At 64.0% G+C, this 18,755-nt stretch carries 19 protein-coding genes; 7 read left to right on the plus strand and 12 right to left on the minus strand.

Features of this window, described 5'->3' with window-relative positions; genetic code table 11:
* The first annotated feature begins 106 nt into the window (after positions 1–106).
* The 4 genes from DTX69_RS01625 to DTX69_RS01640 are packed head-to-tail and all read left to right on the plus strand — an operon-like array spanning position 107 to position 3,842.
* Positions 107–787 carry a TetR/AcrR family transcriptional regulator gene (locus tag DTX69_RS01625; protein WP_119299736.1) on the plus strand — a complete coding sequence of 227 codons (681 nt, stop codon included), beginning with the start codon at positions 107–109 and terminating at the stop codon, positions 785–787.
* Positions 784–1,779 carry an HlyD family secretion protein gene (locus tag DTX69_RS01630; RefSeq protein WP_119299737.1) on the plus strand — a complete coding sequence of 332 codons (996 nt, stop codon included), beginning with the start codon at positions 784–786 and terminating at the stop codon, positions 1,777–1,779. The genes DTX69_RS01625 and DTX69_RS01630 overlap by 4 nt, the downstream gene beginning before the upstream one ends.
* Entirely contained in the window at positions 1,776–2,714 is a 939-nt protein-coding gene (locus DTX69_RS01635) for an ABC transporter ATP-binding protein (protein ID WP_119299738.1), read from the plus strand. The genes DTX69_RS01630 and DTX69_RS01635 overlap by 4 nt, the downstream gene beginning before the upstream one ends.
* 3 nt (positions 2,715–2,717) lie before the next feature.
* Positions 2,718–3,842: an ABC transporter permease gene (locus tag DTX69_RS01640; RefSeq protein WP_119299739.1), complete on the plus strand. Its 1,125-nt coding sequence runs from the start codon at positions 2,718–2,720 to the stop codon at positions 3,840–3,842.
* Here the strand turns inward: DTX69_RS01640 and DTX69_RS01645 are convergent.
* The 8 genes from DTX69_RS01645 to DTX69_RS01680 are packed head-to-tail and all read right to left on the minus strand — an operon-like array spanning position 3,839 to position 11,184.
* Positions 3,839–5,350, minus strand: coding sequence for an aldehyde dehydrogenase family protein (locus DTX69_RS01645; protein ID WP_119299740.1), 1,512 nt, complete (start codon positions 5,348–5,350; stop codon positions 3,839–3,841). The two genes, DTX69_RS01640 and DTX69_RS01645, sit on opposite strands and share 4 nt — an antisense overlap.
* Positions 5,347–5,691, minus strand: coding sequence for a cupin domain-containing protein (locus DTX69_RS01650; RefSeq protein WP_119299741.1), 345 nt, complete (start codon positions 5,689–5,691; stop codon positions 5,347–5,349). Before DTX69_RS01650 ends, DTX69_RS01645 begins: the two co-directional genes overlap by 4 nt.
* Positions 5,692–5,702: 11 nt before the next feature.
* Positions 5,703–6,065 carry a cupin domain-containing protein gene (locus DTX69_RS01655; protein WP_284735484.1) on the minus strand — a complete coding sequence of 121 codons (363 nt, stop codon included), beginning with the start codon at positions 6,063–6,065 and terminating at the stop codon, positions 5,703–5,705.
* Positions 6,062–7,354: a glycosyltransferase gene (locus DTX69_RS01660; RefSeq protein WP_284735485.1), complete on the minus strand. Its 1,293-nt coding sequence runs from the start codon at positions 7,352–7,354 to the stop codon at positions 6,062–6,064. The genes DTX69_RS01655 and DTX69_RS01660 overlap by 4 nt, the downstream gene beginning before the upstream one ends.
* 17 nt (positions 7,355–7,371) lie before the next feature.
* Positions 7,372–8,424, minus strand: a complete 1,053-nt coding sequence (locus tag DTX69_RS01665; RefSeq protein ID WP_119299742.1) for an ABC transporter ATP-binding protein — start codon at positions 8,422–8,424, stop codon at positions 7,372–7,374.
* Complete coding sequence (locus tag DTX69_RS01670; protein WP_119299743.1) at positions 8,421–9,206, minus strand: ABC transporter permease; 786 nt, start codon at positions 9,204–9,206, stop codon at positions 8,421–8,423. Before DTX69_RS01670 ends, DTX69_RS01665 begins: the two co-directional genes overlap by 4 nt.
* Positions 9,203–10,081, minus strand: coding sequence for an ABC transporter permease (locus tag DTX69_RS01675; RefSeq protein WP_284735486.1), 879 nt, complete (start codon positions 10,079–10,081; stop codon positions 9,203–9,205). The genes DTX69_RS01670 and DTX69_RS01675 overlap by 4 nt, the downstream gene beginning before the upstream one ends.
* A 59-nt stretch (positions 10,082–10,140) precedes the next feature.
* The gene (locus tag DTX69_RS01680; protein WP_119299744.1) at positions 10,141–11,184 is read right to left on the minus strand and encodes a polyamine ABC transporter substrate-binding protein; all 1,044 of its coding nucleotides are present in this window, start codon (positions 11,182–11,184) and stop codon (positions 10,141–10,143) included.
* 153 nt (positions 11,185–11,337) lie between these two features.
* Between DTX69_RS01680 and DTX69_RS01685 the strand changes: the two genes are divergently transcribed.
* The 3 genes from DTX69_RS01685 to DTX69_RS01695 all read left to right on the plus strand — a co-directional run bounded on the left by DTX69_RS01685 (position 11,338) and on the right by DTX69_RS01695 (position 14,473).
* Positions 11,338–12,312: a GntR family transcriptional regulator gene (locus DTX69_RS01685; protein WP_119299745.1), complete on the plus strand. Its 975-nt coding sequence runs from the start codon at positions 11,338–11,340 to the stop codon at positions 12,310–12,312.
* Complete coding sequence (locus DTX69_RS01690) at positions 12,309–13,628, plus strand: glycosyltransferase (RefSeq protein ID WP_119299746.1); 1,320 nt, start codon at positions 12,309–12,311, stop codon at positions 13,626–13,628. The genes DTX69_RS01685 and DTX69_RS01690 overlap by 4 nt, the downstream gene beginning before the upstream one ends.
* A 167-nt stretch (positions 13,629–13,795) precedes the next feature.
* Positions 13,796–14,473 carry a DUF6134 family protein gene (locus tag DTX69_RS01695; RefSeq protein ID WP_119299747.1) on the plus strand — a complete coding sequence of 226 codons (678 nt, stop codon included), beginning with the start codon at positions 13,796–13,798 and terminating at the stop codon, positions 14,471–14,473.
* Here the strand turns inward: DTX69_RS01695 and DTX69_RS01700 are convergent.
* From DTX69_RS01700 to DTX69_RS01715, 4 genes are all read right to left on the minus strand, one after another.
* Entirely contained in the window at positions 14,457–16,550 is a 2,094-nt protein-coding gene (locus DTX69_RS01700; RefSeq protein ID WP_119299748.1) for an oxidoreductase, read from the minus strand. The genes DTX69_RS01695 and DTX69_RS01700 overlap by 17 nt on opposite strands.
* A gap of 11 nt (positions 16,551–16,561) precedes the next feature.
* Positions 16,562–17,491, minus strand: coding sequence for a LysR family transcriptional regulator (locus DTX69_RS01705; protein WP_119299749.1), 930 nt, complete (start codon positions 17,489–17,491; stop codon positions 16,562–16,564).
* Between the two features lie 142 nt (positions 17,492–17,633).
* Complete coding sequence (locus DTX69_RS01710; RefSeq protein WP_119299750.1) at positions 17,634–18,308, minus strand: DUF1028 domain-containing protein; 675 nt, start codon at positions 18,306–18,308, stop codon at positions 17,634–17,636.
* Positions 18,305–18,748 (minus strand): RidA family protein, encoded by a 444-nt coding sequence (locus DTX69_RS01715; protein ID WP_119299751.1) that lies wholly within the window; start codon positions 18,746–18,748, stop codon positions 18,305–18,307. Before DTX69_RS01715 ends, DTX69_RS01710 begins: the two co-directional genes overlap by 4 nt.
* Positions 18,749–18,755: the final 7 nt, after the last annotated feature.

Consider the following 18,755-nt stretch of genomic DNA (forward strand, 5'->3'; position numbering starts at 1 on the left):
CCCGGCGAGCGGCTTCGTTGAGCAGCTCACCGGCTTGCTAAGATAATTAACTGACCAGTCAGTTAATTATTGACTCACATGGCCGACGCGGCGGATAATCGCCGTCATGGCCCGCACCAACAGACAAGCCGCTACTGCTTTGGAAGATCCTGCGCCGCGCTGGCGCCGGCGTGCTGCCGACCGGCCGCGGGAGATCCTGGACGCCGCGCTCACGGTGTTTGTGGCGAAGGGCTTCGCCTCCACGAAACTGGACGACGTCGCGACGGCGGCCGGCATCTCCAAGGGACTGCTCTACCGCTACTTCGACAACAAGGCGGAACTGTTCAAGGAAGTCATCCGCCAGACTCTGGTGACCACCATCCGCGATGTCGGCGACCGCGCACGCGCCAGCGACAGTGCGCGTGTCGCCCTCGACATCTTCCTGGACCAGATGGTCGCGATAGCCAACGATCCACGCCGCTCCGCCATTCCGAAGCTGGTCATCAGCGAGTCCGGAAATTTTCCAGAGCTCGCGGTCTTCTACCTCGCCGAGGTCATCGGGCCGGCCTTGACGCAGTTGACCGCGCTGGTCCGCCGCGGAATCGACGGCGGTGAGTTTCGTCAAGTTGATCCGGACCTCACGGCCAAGTGCATTGTGGCACCGCTCATTCTCTCCGTGATCTGGCGTCACACCTTTGCGCGCCACGCTCCGAGTCCCTTCGCTCCCGACGCACTGATCCGGCAGCATCGCGACATTCTTCTGCGCGGCCTGGCGACGCCGGCACGGCGAAAAAGGAGGTCATCATGACCGCACTGCGTGTTGTGACCGCATTTGCCCTGCTGATCGTTATCGGCGGCTGCGACCGGCCCGACACCGACACGTGGCAGGGCTATGTCGAAGCCGAATACACCTATGTCGCACCGCTCGAAACCGGACGAATCATCGCGCTTGCTGTCGAGCGCGGAGATCAGGTTCAAGCTGGCCAACCCTTGTTCACGCTCGAGGACGACGCCGAACGTGCGGCGCGCAACCAGGCCGCCGCGGAACTGGCGCAGGCCGAAGCCGATCTTGCCGACCTGCGGAAAGGCGATCGACCGGAAGACCTCGCCATCATCCAGGCGCAGCTGGACAAGGCCCGCGCTTCGCTCGCCTTGTCGGTGCCGCGCCTGGCCCGCCGCGAAAAAATGGTCAAAGGCAGCATCATCGGCGAGGAAGAGCTGGACGAGGCGAAGTCCGCCATCCTGGCCGATCGCGGCAACATCGCCGAATATGAAGCGCGCTTGGCCGAAGCGAAGCTGCCCGCGCGCATCGACAAGATTGCGGCCGCGGAAAGGCTGGTCGAGGCACGCAAGGCCGCGCTCGCCGACGCGGCGTGGCGGTTGTCGCGGCGGCAGGAAAGGGCGCCGGCGGCGGCACGTGTCGAGGACGTGTTCTTCCGCGCAGGCGAGACTGCGAGTGCCGGCCAGGGCATCGTAAGCCTGCTTACACCCGACAAGGTGAAGCTGCGCTTTTTCGTGCCGGAGCCGGCGCTCGCGACCATTGCCGTCGGCCAGAAGCTCGCCGTTTCCTGCGATTCGTGTCCGCCGAACCTGACCGCCACCATCACCTTCATCGCGCGCACGGCCGAGTTCACGCCACCCGTCATCTACAGCCTGAGACGGCGGGAGAAGCTGGTGTTCCTGGTGGAGGCGAGGCCCGACGATCTGAACCAGCCTTGGCATCCGGGACTGCCGGTCGATGTCAGGCCGTTGCCCGCGGCGCCAAGTGGCCAACCGGTGGCGCAGGGTACGGGCTCATGACTCTCGCCATCGACGTCCAGGGCCTGAGCAAGAGCTTCGACGGCAAGACGGTCGTGCACGATCTGACCTTGCGGGTGGCACGCGGGCAGATCTGCGGCTTTCTCGGCCCCAATGGAAGCGGCAAGACGACGAGCATCCGCATGCTGTGCGGATTGCTGAAGCCGGATTCCGGCAGCGGCACGTGCCTCGGCTATGACGTGATCCGCGAGACCGACCAGATCAAGCGCCATATCGGCTACATGACACAGAAGTTCGGCCTCTATGAAGACCTGACCATCCAGGAGAACCTGCAATTCACCGCGCGGGTTTACGGCCTCGATCGCCGCAACGAACGGGTGGAAGCGTCGCTGGAACGGCTTGGATTGCATCATCGTCGCAATCAGCTGGCGGGTGCCCTGTCGGGCGGCTGGAAGCAGCGCCTGGCGCTGGCCGCCTGCCTGCTGCACGAGCCGGAACTGCTGCTGCTCGACGAGCCGACTGCCGGCGTCGATCCCAAGGCGCGGCGCGATTTCTGGGACCAGATCCACGCCATGGCGGCGCAGGGCATCACCGTTCTGGTCTCGACCCACTACATGGACGAGGCGGAGCGCTGCCATGAGATTGTCTACATCGCCTACGGGCGATTGCTCACCTACGGGTCGATCCACCAGGTGATTGCGGAAGCGGGCCTGACCACCTGGGCCGTAGCGGCCAAAGGGGACGGTGCGCGCATTGCGACCTTGTCGCAGGACCTGAGCGGCAAGCCGGGAATCGACGCCGTGGCGGCGTTCGGCGCGGGGCTGCATGTCGGCGGGCGCGATGCGGCGGCGCTGGAGCGGGCGATCGCGCCATACCGCAGCGATCCGATGCTGACCTGGCAGCGCACGGAACCCAATCTCGAAGACGTGTTCATCGACCTCGTTGCGCGCGCCGAGAACGATCCGCGGGCGGCCTGATCTATGCTCTGGCGCCGCTTCCTCGCCGTCTTCATCAAGGAGTTCGTGCAGATGCGGCGCGACCGCATCACCTTCGCCATGATGGTGGGCGTGCCGCTGATGCAGCTCATCCTGTTTGGCTATGCCATCAATTCGGATCCCAAGTCGCTGCCGACCGCGGTGGTAATGGGCGATTCCTCGCCATTTGCCCGCTCGATCGTCACGGCTTTGCAGAACTCCGCCTATTTCCGCATCGTCGAATCGCCGGTGAGCGAAGCACGCGCCGACGAGCTGCTGCGGCTAGGGGACGTGCAGTTCGTGGTCACCATTCCCGTCGACTTTACGCGCGACCTGATCCGTGGCGACCGGCCGACCCTGCTGGTCGAGGCGGATGCGACCGATCCCGCCGCCACCAGCAACGCGATCTCCGCCCTCATCAGCCTGAATGACACGGCGCTGGATCACGATCTCAAAGGGCCGCTGGCTTCTCTCAAGAATGCGCCGCCGCCATTCGACCTGCAGATCCACCGCCGCTACAACGAGGAAGGCATCACCCAATTCAACATCGTGCCCGGCTTGATGGGCGTCGTTCTCACCATGACCATGGTGATGATGACAGGCCTTGCCATGACGCGGGAGCAGGAGCGCGGCACGATGGAGAACCTGCTCGCCATGCCGATCCGGCCTGTCGAAGTGATGCTGGGCAAAATCGCGCCCTACATCTTCGTCGGCTATGTGCAGGTCACCATCATCATCCTGGCCGCGCACTACCTGTTCGACGTGCCGGTGATCGGCTCGCTGCCGCTGTTGTTCGGATCGGCGATCTTCTTCATCGCGGCGAACCTGTCGGTCGGCTTCACCTTTTCGACCCTGGCCAAGAGCCAGATGCAGGCGATGCAGCTCTCCTTCTTCTATTTCCTTCCCTCTCTGCTGCTGTCCGGATTCATGTTCCCCTTCCGCGGCATGCCGGAATGGGCACAGTGGATCGGCGAAGTTCTGCCGCTCACGCATTTCCTGCGCATCATCCGCGGCGTGATGCTGAAGGGGAACGCGCCGTACGAGGTGTGGCCGAACCTCTGGCCGATCGCCGCCTTCATGCTGGCGGCGATGGCGCTGGCTCTATTGCGCTACCGCAGGACGGTGGCTTAGCCGAGCCTGTCCCCGCCGCGCTCCTTGAAGAACGCATCGGAGTAGGGATACCACCAGCCCTGCAGCTCCGCCTTGGGATCCAGCATCACCATCTTGGATTGGCGGAAGGCATTGAGGCCAAGGCGGCTGAGCGCACGACCCATGCCGCTTGCCTTCCAACCGCCGAACGGCAGCGCGTCATTGTCGCCCAGCACATTGTTGACCCACACCATGCCGGCTTCCAGGCGCTCGGTAGCGGCCATGGCTTCATCCAGGCGGTTGGTATAGATCGCCGCACCCAGGCCATAACGCGACGCGTTCGCCAGCGTGACCGCCTCGTCGAACGAGCGCACCTTGATGATCGGCGCAACCGGGCCGAACAACTCTGCGCGCACGATCGCCATGTCGGGAGTCACGTTGGTGAGGACCGTCGGCTCGTAGAACCAGCCGACATTATGCTCGGCAGGAACCTTCCCGCCGCAGGCGACCTTGGCACCTTGCGCCACCGCCTGCTCCACCAGGCTCGTCACCTTGTCCCGCGCGGCCCCGCTGACCAGCGGGCCGATCTCCACATTGGTGAGGCCGGGCCCCACCCGCAGCGCGCGGGTGCGCGCCACCATGCGACCGACGAAAGCATCGTGCACCGCTTCATGCACCAGGATGCGCTCGGTTGCGGTGCAGACCTGGCCGGAGAGATGGAACGCCGCTGTCACCGCTGCCGCCGCAGCGACATCCGGATCAACGCTGTCCATCACGATCAAGGGATCGCTGCCACCCGCTTCGATCACGCACGGCTTCAGCCGCTCGCCGCAAGCTGCGGCCACTTTCTGACCCGCTTCGACGCTGCCGGTGAAGGCGACCACCTTCACGCGCTCGTCGGCGATCAATGCCTGTGCCGCCTCGGCACCGCCGGTCAGGCAGGACACCAGCCCCGGCGGCAGGCTCGCGAAATGCTCCATGAACTTGAGCGTGCAGAGCGATGTGGCCGGCGCCGGCTTGATCACCACCGCGTTACCGGCTGCAAGCGAGGCCGCCGCTGTGAAGGCCATCAGGATGATCGGGAAATTGAAGGGCAGGATATGGGCGCTGATGCCGTACGGGAAATATCTGGCGTACTGCAATGAGCCCGGCGACGTCGGTCCCGCCAGGAAGCCGGCATCGTCTCGCACGATTTCCGCGAAGTAGCGGAAGATGGATCCGACGTTCAGCAACTCGCCCACCGCCTCGGTGTAGGGCTTCCCCATCTCGCGGGTCATCAGCTCCGCGACCGGCCCTTGCGCGTTCGCTTCCATCGCGTCGGCGCAGCGATGCAGGGCTGCGGCGCGGCTCTTGGCATCCAATGCAGCCCAGGCCCTCTGCGCGATCTGCGCGGCCTCCAGGGGAGGACTGGTATGCCGCGCTTCGCACAGCGCGATCTTGCCCGCCACACTCAGGTCGGCGGGATTGATCACGTCTTGCGTCTTCGCGCCAGGAGCGGTGCGGTAGCCGCCTGCAACGAAGATCTGCGCGGCGAAGGGATCGAATCTCATCGGATCATATAGACCTTGCGAATCGTCTCATGCACCCGGCAGGTGCCCTTCCAGCCCTGCGGGAAAAAGGCGATGGTGTCCGGCTTGATCTCGATCACCTCGCCGGATTCATGCGTATAAGTACAGCGGCCGAGCAGGAAATGACAGAACTCGTCGCGCGTGACTTCGCAGCGCCAGTAGCCCGGCGTGCAGACCCAAATGCCGCTTTCGTTCTCGCCGTTCGGTCCCTTGTGCAGCAGCACGCCGGAGGTCATGGAGCGGCCCTCGATCATGGTCGGGATCGGGCCCCAATCCTTGAGCTCGGTCGCGTCCTTCGGGTCGTAGAGAACTGGTGTGGTCATCAACTACTCCTTCAGCGCAGCATGTAGACGTTGCGCATGGTCTCATGAACGGTGCAAGTGCCGGTCCAGCCTGCTGTGAAATGCACGCAGGTGCCGGACCGAACCTCGATCACCTCGCCATTATCGCGCCGGTAGGTCGCCCGACCGGCGATGAAATGGCAGAACTCATCACGCGGAATGATGAGAGGCCAGGTGCCGGGCGTGCAGACCCAGACACCCGTCTCCGGCTCGTTGTTCGGGCCTTTGAACAACAGGCGCCCGGATGATCTCGACGGCCCCCCCGTGCACTTCGGTTGCTCGCCCCAATCCGCGAGGTCGGGGAACCACACAGCGTCATAGATGTGCGGCGCCGAGCTCTTCAGGCTATCGGTCACGGATTGAAGGTCCCCTTGGTCGCGACCTCGCTGAGGATGCGCGCGGCCTTTTCCGTGCCCTTGGCCGATTGCATGTGGCGCGAGACGTCTGCCAGCCGCTTCTTCATCGGTTGATCGCCGATGAGCCGCCCGATGGTATTGGCCAGCTCCTCGTCCGTCCAGCTGTAGCGCGGTAGCTGGTCGCCGTAGCCGGTGTCGTGGATGCGCGCAGCATTGTCCAAGCCGTCCCAGCAGAACGGCATGATGAGGGCAGGCTTCCCGAAATAGAGCGCCTCGTTGAAGCTGTTGTTGCCGCCGTGATGGATAAAGAGATCGACGTGCGGAATGACCGCCGGCTGCGGATACCAGGATTCCAGATGCACGTTCGGCGGCACGTCCTTGTACTCGCCGATATAGTCGCCGACATTCATCAGGAACCGGTACGGCAGCTTGGCAAACACACCGATCATGCGCTGATAGAGATCGACGTCTGCCGCGCCGAGCGAACCGTAGCTGACATAGATCAGCGGCTTGTCGTTGTTGGCATTGAAGGTCGGAATCTGGTAAGTGCCCTCGTCGCGCACGCAACCTTCCAGATACTGGAACTTCTTCGGGTCCAGCGGATGGCGTCGCTTGAAGGCCAGCGGCTTCGGATAGAGCAGCAGATTGACATAGGGAGAGGTCTCGAAGAACTGGCCAAGCGGATAAGGCTCATGGCCGACCTTGGCCAGGAACTCGTTGAATCGCGCATGGGTCGGCTTCACCAGCTCCAGAAAACGGTCTTCGAACGCCTTGAATCCGGCCTTGTCGTTCTCGTGGCACCCCGACAGGTGCGGCGGGATATCGGGATCCGGCACTTCGTTCTCCGAGCAGGAGATGATGCGCACCCAGGGGCAGCCTGCGCGCTTGATCGCCGGGAACAGGATCACGTTGTCGACCGCGACCAGGTCCGGCTTGATGCGCTGCAGGTGCGCGTTGAGGCCGTCTTCCGCGATGATCGCTGAGTCGACAATCGCCTCCCACACCGGGATGACATAGGTCGGGAGCTGGTCGATGGGCGAGAGCCGGAAATGCGGCTTCTTCTCGGCGATGAAATTTGCCCAGAACTTGGCGATTTCCTCGTCCGACATGCCGCCGGACATGTCGACCAGGTTCTCTTCGAACCCGTATTTCTCGAACACGCCCTTGAAGCCCTTGTCGCAGACGAAGACGGGGTTGTGCCCGTCCTTCTTCAGCTGCTGCGCGATGCCGACGCAATTGAGCGCCGGGCCGAAGGCGGCCTCCGGAAATAACACGATGGTCTTGCCCATAATGAACTCCTCCTCGCTCAATCCTTCAGAATAACGGCCTGGTCGGCCTGCCAGTTCAGCCAGACTTGCTGCCCGCGCGTCAGCTTTTCGGACAATGGATGGCCCGCCGCCAGCCGCGCTACGATCGGCCGCGGCAGGTTCGCCACAGCCACATGCGCGATCACGTCCTGCCCCAGGAAAGCGGCACCCTCCACCTGCCCCTGGATCGCAGCGCCATCGGCGGCGTCCCGCACCTGCACGCGCTCCGGCCGGATCGCCAGGGCGGCCGGCCCGTCCGCAATGCCATTCGGAGCCGGCAAGCGGCCGATCCCGGGCGCTTGGAACGTGCTGCGCGCGACGGTTCCTTCAATGAAGTTCATCAATCCAATGAAATCCGCGGCAAAGCGATTGACCGGCTTGTCATAGAGTTCCCGCGGCGTCGCCTGCTGCACGATGCGTCCGCGGTCCAGCAGGGCGATCCGATCCGCCAGCGTGAGCGCCTCCTCCTGGTCGTGCGTCACGACCACGAAGGCGATGCCAGTGTCCTGCTGCAGGCGCTTGAGCTCGATCTGCATCTGTTCGCGCAGCTTGCGGTCCAGCGCACCCAGCGGCTCGTCGAGCAGCAGCACCTTGGGCCGCTTCACCAGGGCACGCGCGAGCGCGACACGCTGGCGCTGGCCACCGGAGAGCTGATTGGGCTTGCGCGCCGCAAACTCCGACATGCGCACCATGGCAAGCGCTTGGTCGACACGCTTCTTCAGCTCCGCGCCCTGCACGCCTTCCATTTCCAGACCGTAGGCGACGTTGCCGAATGCCGTCATGTGCGGGAACAGAGCGTAGGATTGGAACATGAGATTGACCGGCCGGCGGTTCGCTTTCAGCTCCGTGATATCCCCACCAGCCAAGCGCACGCGCCCTTCGTCCGGCGGCTCGAACCCGGCGATCACGCGCAGCAAGGTAGTCTTGCCACAGCCAGAGGGGCCGAGGATCGCGAAGAACTCCCCGTCCTTCACTTCCAGCGAGATGTGATCGACGGCCGTGATCGGGCCGAAGCGCTTGGTGACATTCTCGATCTGCAGCAGCACACTCATGGCGCCGCCTCGCGGTTCAGGCGCTGCGACAGCAGGACCAGGAAGAAGCTGAAGCCGATCACGATGGTGGCGATGGCGTTGATCTCCGGCGTCACGCCGAAACGGATCATGGCATAGATCTGCATCGGGAATGTAGTCGAGCCCTGCCCCGCCCCGGCGGTGAAATAGGCGATGATGAACTCGTCGATCGAGAGCGTAAAGGAGAGCAACGCCGCCGCGACCACACCGGGTGCGATCACGGGCAGCGTGACGCGGCGAAAGGTGGTGAGTTCGCTGGCGCCGAGGTCGATCGAGGCCTCGACGATCGACCGGTCGAAATTCTTAAGCCTGGTGCGCACCACCATGCACACAAAGGCGATATTGAAGACGGCGTGCGACAGCACGATAGAATGCAGTCCCAGGCTCATGTTGAGCAGCGTATAAAAGGAGAGCAGCGCAATCGCCAGCACGATATCGGGAATGATCATCGGCGCCGCCACCAGCGCGTCGAGCCACGGATTCGACCTTCCCTCCTCCAGCCCCATTGCGAGCAGGGTGCCGATCACCGTCGAGATGATGGTCGAGGCAACCGCGACGATCAGGGAGTTGCCGGCGGCCGAGAGGATCTTCGGATTGGCCACCAGCTTGCCGTACCATTCGGTCGAAAAGCCGGTCCAAGCTGTTGGCAGGCCGCTCTTGTTGAAGGAGAGGGCGATCAGCACCAGGATCGGTACATAGAGGAAGACATAGACCAGCCCGAGATGGGCATTGAGCCATAGCCGGATCGGATCGCGCGCCATCATGCCGCCACCCTCGCCGGCTGTGGCACGATACGCGCCTCGCCTTCGCCGGATGCCCGTGCTGAGAGGATCGCTTGCCCGAACAGCAGCGCCAGCATGATGACGACCAGGATGAAGCCGAGCGCCGATCCCATCGGCCAGTCGCGCGCCGAGAGGTACTGGCTGTAGATCAGGTTGCCCAGCATCGGCCGCTGTCCGCCGCCCAGCAGGTCCGGCGTCACGAAGTTGCCGATCGATAGCACGAACACGAAGACCGCGCCGGCCGCGATGCCGGGCACGGTCAACGGCAAGGTCACGCGTCGAAAGGTCGTCCAGGCCGAGCCGCCGAGGTCGAACGAGGCCTCCCGCAGCTCCGGCCCCAGACGCGAGATCGAGCTGTAGAGGGCCAGGATGACGAACGGCACATAGTTGTAGACCAGGCCCAGCACGATCGCGAACTCGTTATAGAGCAGCGGCAGCGGCTGTTCGATCACGCCAGCGCCTTGCAGCGTGCGATTGATCAGGCCCTGGTTGTTGAGGAGCACGATCCAAGCATAAGTGCGGATGAGATAGTTGCTCCAGAACGGCAGCATCACCAGGACCAGCAGCGCCATCTGGCGATTGCGCGGCTGTTGCGCGATCGCATAGGCCGCGGGATAGCCGACCAGCAATGCGACGATCGTTGCCGTCGCGGCGATCCGCACCGAATCCAGGAAAATGCGCGCGAACAGCGAGCTCGCCGCGCGCTGGTAATTCTCCAGCGTCGGGTCGTAGACGATGCCGCCATAGGTCCCACGCTCGAACAGGCTGTAGGCGAAAATGATCAGACACGGCACGATCAACAGCAGGGCAAGGTAGCCCAGTCCGGGTGCCATCAGGATCGTGCGCCGCGCCATCATCCGGGTTCAAAAGCAACGCCGCCGCCCCTCATATAGGAGCGGCGGCGCTTGCATATCTCTTACTGGAAGGTGATCTCGGTTACTGCCTGGGTGTAGAGCTTCTGCCCGTTACCAAGATCGCGCAGCTGCTCTTCTTTCATCAGCTCCGCCGGCGTGATCGCGAGGTTTGGATATTGCTCGAACATCGCCTTATCGAGCTGTTCCATCGCCTTCTGGTTCGGCACCTTGTAGAGGATGTTTTCGGCGACCCACTTGTGCACATCCGGCCGCAGAACGTAGTTGATGAAGGCCATCGCCGCGTCCTTGTTCTGCGAGGCCGCCGTCACCGTCATGGTGTCGACCCACATGTCGCTGCCTTCCTTCGGCACCACGAACTTGATCGCCGGATTCTCCGCGATGCCGTAGTTGCACCAGCCGTCCCAGGCGTGGACCAGGCTCGCCTCGCCCGACACCAGCTTGGAATAGAACGTCGTGTCATCGTAGGCGAGCAGCGACTTCTTGGCCCCGCTCAGCAGCTCCTTGGCCTTCGCGACCTCCTCTTCGTTTGTCGAGTTGACCGAATAGCCGAGCGCCTTCAGCCCAGCCGCCATCAGCCAGCGGTCCGTCTTGAGCATGGTGATCTTGCCTTTGAGCGCATCGGCCGGCTTCAGCATGTCCATCCAGCTGGTCGGCGCCGGCGAGACCAGGTCGCTGCGATAGCACAGGCCCGTGGTGCCCCACGCGTACGGCACGGAGAACGTGTTGCCCGGATCGTATTCGAGCTTCTGCGCTTCCGGATACAGGTTGGCGAGGTTCGGAATCTTCGCCGGGTCGAGCTGGGCGATGAGGTCGAGCTTCTTGAGCGCCTCGGCGAACGGGCTGGAGACGAACAGCACGTCATAGCCCTTGCCGCCGCCGGCGGTCACCTTGCCCATGATCTCTTCATTGGTGGCATGGACCGACATCTCCGCTTCGATGCCGGTTTCCTTCGTGAAGTTCTCCAGCAGCTCGGGCGGCATGTAGCCGTCCCAGTTGGAGATAACGATCTTGTCGGCGAAGGCGGCTCCGCTCGCGCCGCACATCATCACCGCGATGAACGCGGCCTTGGTCATTGCCTTTGTCATGAAAACCTCTCCCGCTCCCTGTACGCCTCAGGCCGATCGGTCGGCCATTCGTTGACAGCCGCTGCATCCGGCTCCGGTTGGCGGGAATTGTATTTTTGTGCTAGAAAATACGTCAAGCGCCAAGAATGTATAATCGCGTTCAATAATACAATCATGCCACCCCGTTCCGCAGCACGATCCAGACGGTCCCGGTCACGCGTCGCCGCGCCGCGCCGGTCCGCAACGCGGGCGACGCTGGCTGAACGGATACTCGCCTGGCTGCATCAACAGGACCTCAATCCCGGCGATCATGTGCCGGAGCGGCTGGCGACCGAGGCTTTTCACGTGTCGCGCACGCCGGTGCGCGCGGCCCTGGCGCTGCTCACCGAACAGGGCCTGCTGGAGCGCCGCGATCAGCGCGGCTTTTTCATTGCCGACGGTTTCTCGGGATCGCGCGGGCCGGTCGCGGCGGAGACACCGGATTCCGCTTTGCACGATGCCATTCTGCGCGACCGCTTCTCCAAGCGTCTGGAAGCGGATGTGACCGCGGCCCACCTGGCGCGGCGGTACACGGCGCCGCGCGCCATTGTCCTGCACGTTCTCAACCGGCTGCAGAAGGATGGCATCGTCGAGCGCGCGCTCGGGCAACGCTGGGTGTTCCTGCCAGCTTTGGATTCCCTGCGCTCCCAGGAGGACAGCCATCGCTTTCGCCTGATCCTCGAGCCGGCCGCCTTTCTGCAGCCGGGCTTTGCGCTGGATCCCAAGCGGGCGCGTGACCTCAAGGTCGCGCTCCGCGACCTGGCGCAGCAGGACGCGCGCCATCTCGATCTGAAGCGTGCCTTGGACGTCGACATCTCATTCCACGAAGCGATGGGCGATGCCTCCAACAACCGGTTCCTGTCAGACGCCATCCGACGACAAAGCCGCCTGCGCCGCCTTGCCACCACCAGCATGCAGGTGCCGCCTGCCCGCCTGATCGAATCCTGCCGTGAGCACCTTGTCATCCTGGAGGCGGCGGAAGCGGGCGACCTGACGCGCGCCGCCGAGCTGATGCGCGAGCATCTGGCGGCATCGCTGCGCGCGCGGCCTGGCTTCGTCAATCGCGGTGCCCCGCCGATGCTGCGAGCCTCACTGATGGGCACGCGATGAGCGACAAGCTCACCATCGCCTTCCTGCCGGAAGCGGCCTACGGTGCGTCCTTGAATTGCGTCGCCCTAGCGCAAGAACTGCGCGACATGGGCCATCGGCCGGTCTTCCTGTGCGATCCGGGCTTTGCCGGCATGTTCGGCAATTACGGGTTCCACGAGCTGCCGGTTGCCATGTCGCCGCTGAAATCGGACGCGGAGATCGCGGATTTCTGGCAGCGCTTCATCGACCAGCACCGGCCGCATTTCCATTTGTCGCCCTTGGACCAGATCGCGACCTACGAGGTGCCTGCCTGGAACGCGATCGTGGACAGCGCGATCCATGCGGAGCCGGGCCTGAAGAAGGCGCTCGCCACGCTGAAGCCGGACGTCGTCTGCCTGGACAATGTCGTGTACTTCCCGGCAATCGGCCGGGCCGGCTGTCCGTGGGTGCGCATCATCTCTTGCGCGGAGACGGAGCTGCCGGACGAGGACGTGCCACCCTACACGTCCGGTTGCTCCCTCGAAGATCGCGCCTCGTGGAACGTGTTCCGCAGCGCGTATGTGCACGCGTTGAAACCGGTGCATGACCGTTACAACGCCTTTCTCACCTCGGTCGGCGAGGCCAGGATGGTGCAGGGTGAGTTTCTCCAGGCCTCGCCCTGGCTCAATCTGCTCCTGACGCCGGAGGCGATCGGTTATCGGCGCCGCCAGCCACTCGACCCGCGGCGCTTCGCCTATATCGGGGGCGCGGTGCGGGCCGAGGCGCCATATGAGTTGCCCTATTTCCCGAAGCACAATGACAAGCCATTGATCTATATTGGCTTCGGGTCGCTCGGCGCGGCGGACACCGACCTGTTCCAGCGCCTGATCAACCTGTTCGCGGAGACGCCTTATCGCGTGCTGATGTCCGTCGGTCCGTACAAGGACCATTACGAGACGGTGCCCGACAATATCCATCTCGAATATTGGTATCCGCAGCCCTCGGTCATCCCGCAGGTCGACCTCTTCATCCATCATGGCGGCAACAACTCGCTGAACGAGGCGCTGACCTTTGGCAAACCGTCCCTGGTCATGCCCTACTGCTGGGACGGCCACGACAATGCGCAGCGCGTGGAGGAGCTGAAGCTCGGCGCCCGGCTGCCGCGCTATGATTGGCGGCCGCAAGAGATGCTCGCCACGGTTCGGCGGCTGCTGTCGGATACCGCCATGAAGCGGCAGCTCAAGGAGTTGAGCGCCAGCCTCGCCGCCCAGAACCAGCGCCGCCGCGCCGCGGAGCTGATCGTGCGCGCGGCACACGAGGGCAGCAGGCGCCCGTCGCGGTCTGCGCCGGTGGGCTGACAAACAGCGGTTGACAAAAGGGCAATTATTCCCAATTGTTTGCCCCGGGGAAACTCAAGGGCATTTCACGCGTTTGGTCGCGCCGGAAACCGGCGCGCAGCACCTGACGCAGTCACGATCGCAAGCATGAGGGACACATGCTTCGACAGGGAGTTCGAGTTGCAGTCGTGGGCGCTTCTGCGCTCTTCGCATCAGGCACCGCGATCGCGGACGTGCCGCTGCCCGCGCGCGATCCCTTCCAGCTGTACGGCAATGAGATCCTTTTCGATGTGGAGCGCGACGGTGAGCTGATTGGCCAGCACATCGTGACCTTCACGCGCACGACGGAGGGCGTGCGGGTGGACTCCCGTGCCGACGTTGAAGTCGACCTGTTGTTCCTCTCGGCCTATCGTTTACGCCACCAGGCCCATGAATTGTGGAGCGATGGGGAGTTAAAGTCCGTCGAGGCCTCGACCAACGAGAACGGGGATTACACGCATGTCCAGGCGGTGCGGGATGCCGCCGGAATGGTGATCTCCTCGTCCGAGGGAACCTTCAAGGTCCCGGCTATCCTGCCGACCAGCCACTGGAACGCAGCCCTGCTGAAAGGCGGGCCGTTGCTCAATACCCTGACGGGCAAGCTCAGCGACGTCCGGGTGTTCTATCAGGGATTCGACACGGTCACGACGCGCGGCGGATCGCTGCGCGCGCGGCGCTATCTTTATTCCGGCGATCTCAATGGCGAGATCTGGTTCGATGACGAAGGGCGCTGGGTGAAGCTGCGCTTCCGCACCAAAGACGGTTCGATAATCAACTACGTCTGCCGGCGCTGCCAGGGACCGACCACCCTCACCGAAGTGGAATAGTCAAGTCGCCCGGGGCGAGTTCGGCCACCTCGCGCCGGAACGGCACCGCATCGCCGATGTCCGGCGCATCCAGTTCCTCCGCATAGCGATGGCCGGCATAGGTCGCCCAGGCAATCGGCGCCGGCGCGCTGGCATCGCCGATCAGCTTGACGCTGCGTATGCCGGCATCGCGCCAGTCTGCCTGCCGCGCCTCCAGATCGAGATAAAGGGAATCGTTGGGCAGCCGAGCGGTCACCAGCACCACGGCATCGCAGGCGATCTGTGACCTGCGGCCGGAATAGGTGCAGGCGATGTCCGCATGGTCGCGCGCAATCTCGACAAGGCCGCGAGTCACATGAATTTCCACGCCCAGCTCGATCAGCCGCTTCTGGATGAAGGCCTGCTCCAGCGTGTTGTAGCTCCAGTCGGAGACGCGGATGGACGGTGTCACGAGCGCGATTTTACTGCCGTTCTTCACCAGCAGTTCGGCCAGGACACCGCCCAAGTAGTAGTGGTCGTCGTCATAGAGCAGCACGTCGCCCTTGGGCAGCTTGCCAGCCATCAGGTCATCCGGCGTGAAGACCGGCATGCCCGGATCGATGGAGATCGGCTGGGTCTGGAACCGTGCCACGCCGTCGCGGCGCCACGTGGAGCCGGTGGCGATCGCGATATGCTCGAAACCGAATTCCAGAACGTCATCAGCGGACAACATCGAATCTAGATAGACTTGGACGTTCGGCATCTTCTGGATCTGACCGACGCGATAGTCGCGCACGCGGATCCAGGCGGCGAGTCCGGGCAAGCGCGCTTCCCTGGCAACGCGTCCGCCGAACTCGGTCCCGGCCTCCGCCAGCGCAACCTCGTGGCCGCGCAGGCCGAGCCCGCGCGCCGCCGACAAGCCCGCCGGCCCGGCACCCACCACCAGCACACGTGCGTCCGATTGCTTCGCACGCATCGCTTCCGGGTGCCAGCCTTTGCGCCATTCCTCCATGAAGGTCGGGTTCTGCGTGCAACGGGAGAGCGCCCCCGTCATGTCGCCAGTCACGCAGATGTTGCAGCCGATGCATTCGCGGATGTCGTCCAGCCGCCCCTCTTCGATCTTCTTGGGCAGGAACGGATCGGCGATGGACGGACGCGCGGCGCCGATCAGATCGAGGATGCCGGATTTCACCTGTCGTACCATCGCATCGGGCGAGGTGAAGCGGCCGACCGCCACGACCGGCTTGGTGGTCAGCGCCTTGATGCCCTTTACGTACTCTTCGAGGCAACCCTCGCCGGCGAAGCGTGACGTGCTGGAACAATAGTCCCAGGAGCCGTGCGCCAAGTCCCATAGATCCGGCAGGTCCGCCAGCATGCCGATGACATCGCGGATCTCCGCATTGGTGATGCCGCCGTCGCCCATCATCTCGTCCACCAGGATGCGCACCGGAACGGCGCAGGAATCGCCGATCGCGTCCTTGGTATCTTCGATCAGCTCCTTGAGCAGCCGCGCACGGTTCTCCAGCGAGCCGCCATATTCGTCGCTCCGCTGGTTGGTGCGGCGGGAGAGGAAATGCTGCGCGGCGCCGAATCCATGCGCGCCATACACATACACCAGGTCAAATCCGGCCCGCTTGGCGCGGATGGCGGCGGCGCGATGCCAGCGGCGTAGATTGCGGATGTCCTCGCGGTTCATCGCCCGCGCCTGCACCGGATCGTTGGTGAAGGTGAGAATCGGCAGGTTCATCGGCCCCAGCGGAGTCTCGCGGGAATAAAGATTGGGGCCGTTCATGCCGTTGTAGCAGAGCTCGATGCCGGCCAGTGCGCCGCCTTCGTGGATCGCATCGGCGATGCGTGTCAGCATTGGCATGTCCTGATCGTCCCAGATCCTGAGCTCGATGAACGGCGTGATCTCGGATGTATGATGGATCTCCGCCTGCTCCGTGCAGAGCACGGCCCAGCCGCCGGTCGCCTTCACCCGCCGCATCCCGGCATTGGCACTGGGGTCGCGATAGCCGGCGCCATTACAATGCGGCACCTGGTAGAAGCGGTTCTTCGCGAGCTTGGGGCCGATCCTCACCGGCTCGAATAGGATGTCGTAACGCGGATCACGCGCCATGACGGCACCTTCTACTTGAATTGCGTAATGAGCCCGGGAATGCCACGCTGATTGATCTGGACCCGGCAGTACTCCTCGAACTCGATGAGTGCGCGCGGCCTGCCCGACTGCCTCATAGACGCGAGGCCGAGGCTCATCGGACGATACGGTCCCTTGAGCGGCACGACCTGCAGTGGCTTGCCGTCCAACGCCGAAGTGTTGCGCGGCCGCGCGTTGAACAGCGCGTAGCCGTACTCATTCGCCACCATGGTGCGGATGACATCCGGGTGCGTCGAGCGCGCGATGATCTGCGGCGTCAGCCCTTCCTGGAAGAACAGCGACAGGAAATACTCGCGGCTCAACGGCAGATCGAGCAGGATGAGAGGCTCCGGCGCCAGGTCATGCAGAGACAAGGATCGCCGCTGCGCGAGGCGATGTTCGGGCCACAACAATGCGTAAGGCGGCAGCTGCGCCAAACCCTCGAACTGCACATCCTCCGGCACCTGGAGATCGTAGGTCAGCGATATGTCAATCTCGCCGCGCCGCAGCCGATCGATGAGATGCTCCTGGTCGCCCTCGTGGACGGAGACCTGCACGGCAGGGAAGCGCTGCTGGAAGGCGCGGCATAGCTCAGGCAGGATGATCGGAGCCAGCGTGACGAGGCACCCGACATTGAGCGGCCCGCGCGCCTGCTCCGTCAGATCGCGCGCCGAGGCATGGAGCGCATCCGCCTGCGCCAGCAGCGCCTTCGCTTCCCGCAGCATCTGCCGCCCGCTGGCGGTCAGCGAAAGCCCCTGCGCGTGATGCCGGATGAACAGCTGCAGCCCGAGCTCCTTCTCCAGGTGCGCGATGGCGGCGGAGATCGACGGCGGCGACACCGCAATCTTCTGCGACGCCAACGCGATCGAACTCGCCTCGGCGGCGGCGACGAAATATTGCAAATGCCGCAAGGTGAAGCGCATCAGAAAACCCCCTCCCCCAAGTGGGGGAGGGCTGGAGTGGGGAAAGCGAGCGATGACTGTCTCGCATCGAAGCACGGCTTCCCCCTCCCTAACCCTCCCCCAGCTTGGGGTAGGGGATGAATAGCAAGGGGCAAAGCTGCCACTACTGATCCCCAGGCACGCCGAAGCTCGGTGCGGCGGTCGGATCGAGCGCGCGCGTGACGTAATCTTCAAGCTGCGGCTTGTAGATGGTCCAGAGCCGCCGCAACTCCGCGATCGGGTCGCCGTCGGACCAGTCGACGCGCAGATCGGCAACCGGCCAGGGCACGTCACGCACGATCAGCAGGCCGGCGGAGTGCACCGGTCCCTCTTCCCCGCCGGCTGCGAGTGCGGCCTCCATTGCCGTAAGTAGCCGGTCGCCGAGATGGCCTTGGACACGCTGGAAGGCAGCCGCCATCTTTGCCGGAATCTCCGCGTCGCGCAGCAGATTGCCGGCCGCCGCTACGTTCATCGTCTGCGCCGTCGCATGGGTACCCAGCGTATGATCGCCGGAGTGCGCCGCCGTGCCCCCCTGGGCATCGACCGCGATCAACTGGCGAAAAGTGATGTGCGGCGCCGACTGCTTCAGGATCGCGATCGCTTGCTCTGCGCTTGCACCTTTCGCCATGAGGTCGAGCCCCTGCGGCCCAAGCCTGGGGTCGGTGATGTTCTGCGTGCCGAACGCGCCAACGCCGGCTCGTGCATGGGCGCAGCGCGCAGCGACGGCGGGCGACGACGAAGAGACGGCGATCCCGAACATCCCCGTCTCGGTGCAGCGCGCAGCAATGGAGAACGTCATTTCCTGCCTTTCTTGTTCTTGGGTTTGTAGCCCTCGGGGATCACGGCAGTCGCGTCGATCTCCACCACCCATTCGGGTCTGGCCAGCGCCTGCACCACCAACCCGGTCGAGACCGGGAAGACGCCCTTCAGCCACTTGCCCATAGCGCGATAGACCGGCTCGCGATAGCGGATGTCGGTCAGATAGACCACCACCTTCACGATATGGCTGAGTTCGCTGCCCGCCTCTTCCAGCAGCAGGGCGATGTTCGACATCGCCTTGTCCGCCTGCTTCCCGGCATCGCCGATATGGAGCGATTCCCGCGTCTCCAGATCCTGCGCGATCTGGCCGCGCAGATAGACGGTATCCCCCGCCACTACGACCTGGCAGAGATCGTTGTCGAGCTTCTGCTCCGGGTAGGTGTCCTTGGTATTGAACTTCCGGATGCGCGTGTGCGCCATGATTCCC

Origin of the sequence: Dongia deserti, from assembly GCF_003574735.1 — a bacterium.
Lineage (GTDB): Bacteria > Pseudomonadota > Alphaproteobacteria > Dongiales > Dongiaceae > Dongia_A > Dongia_A deserti.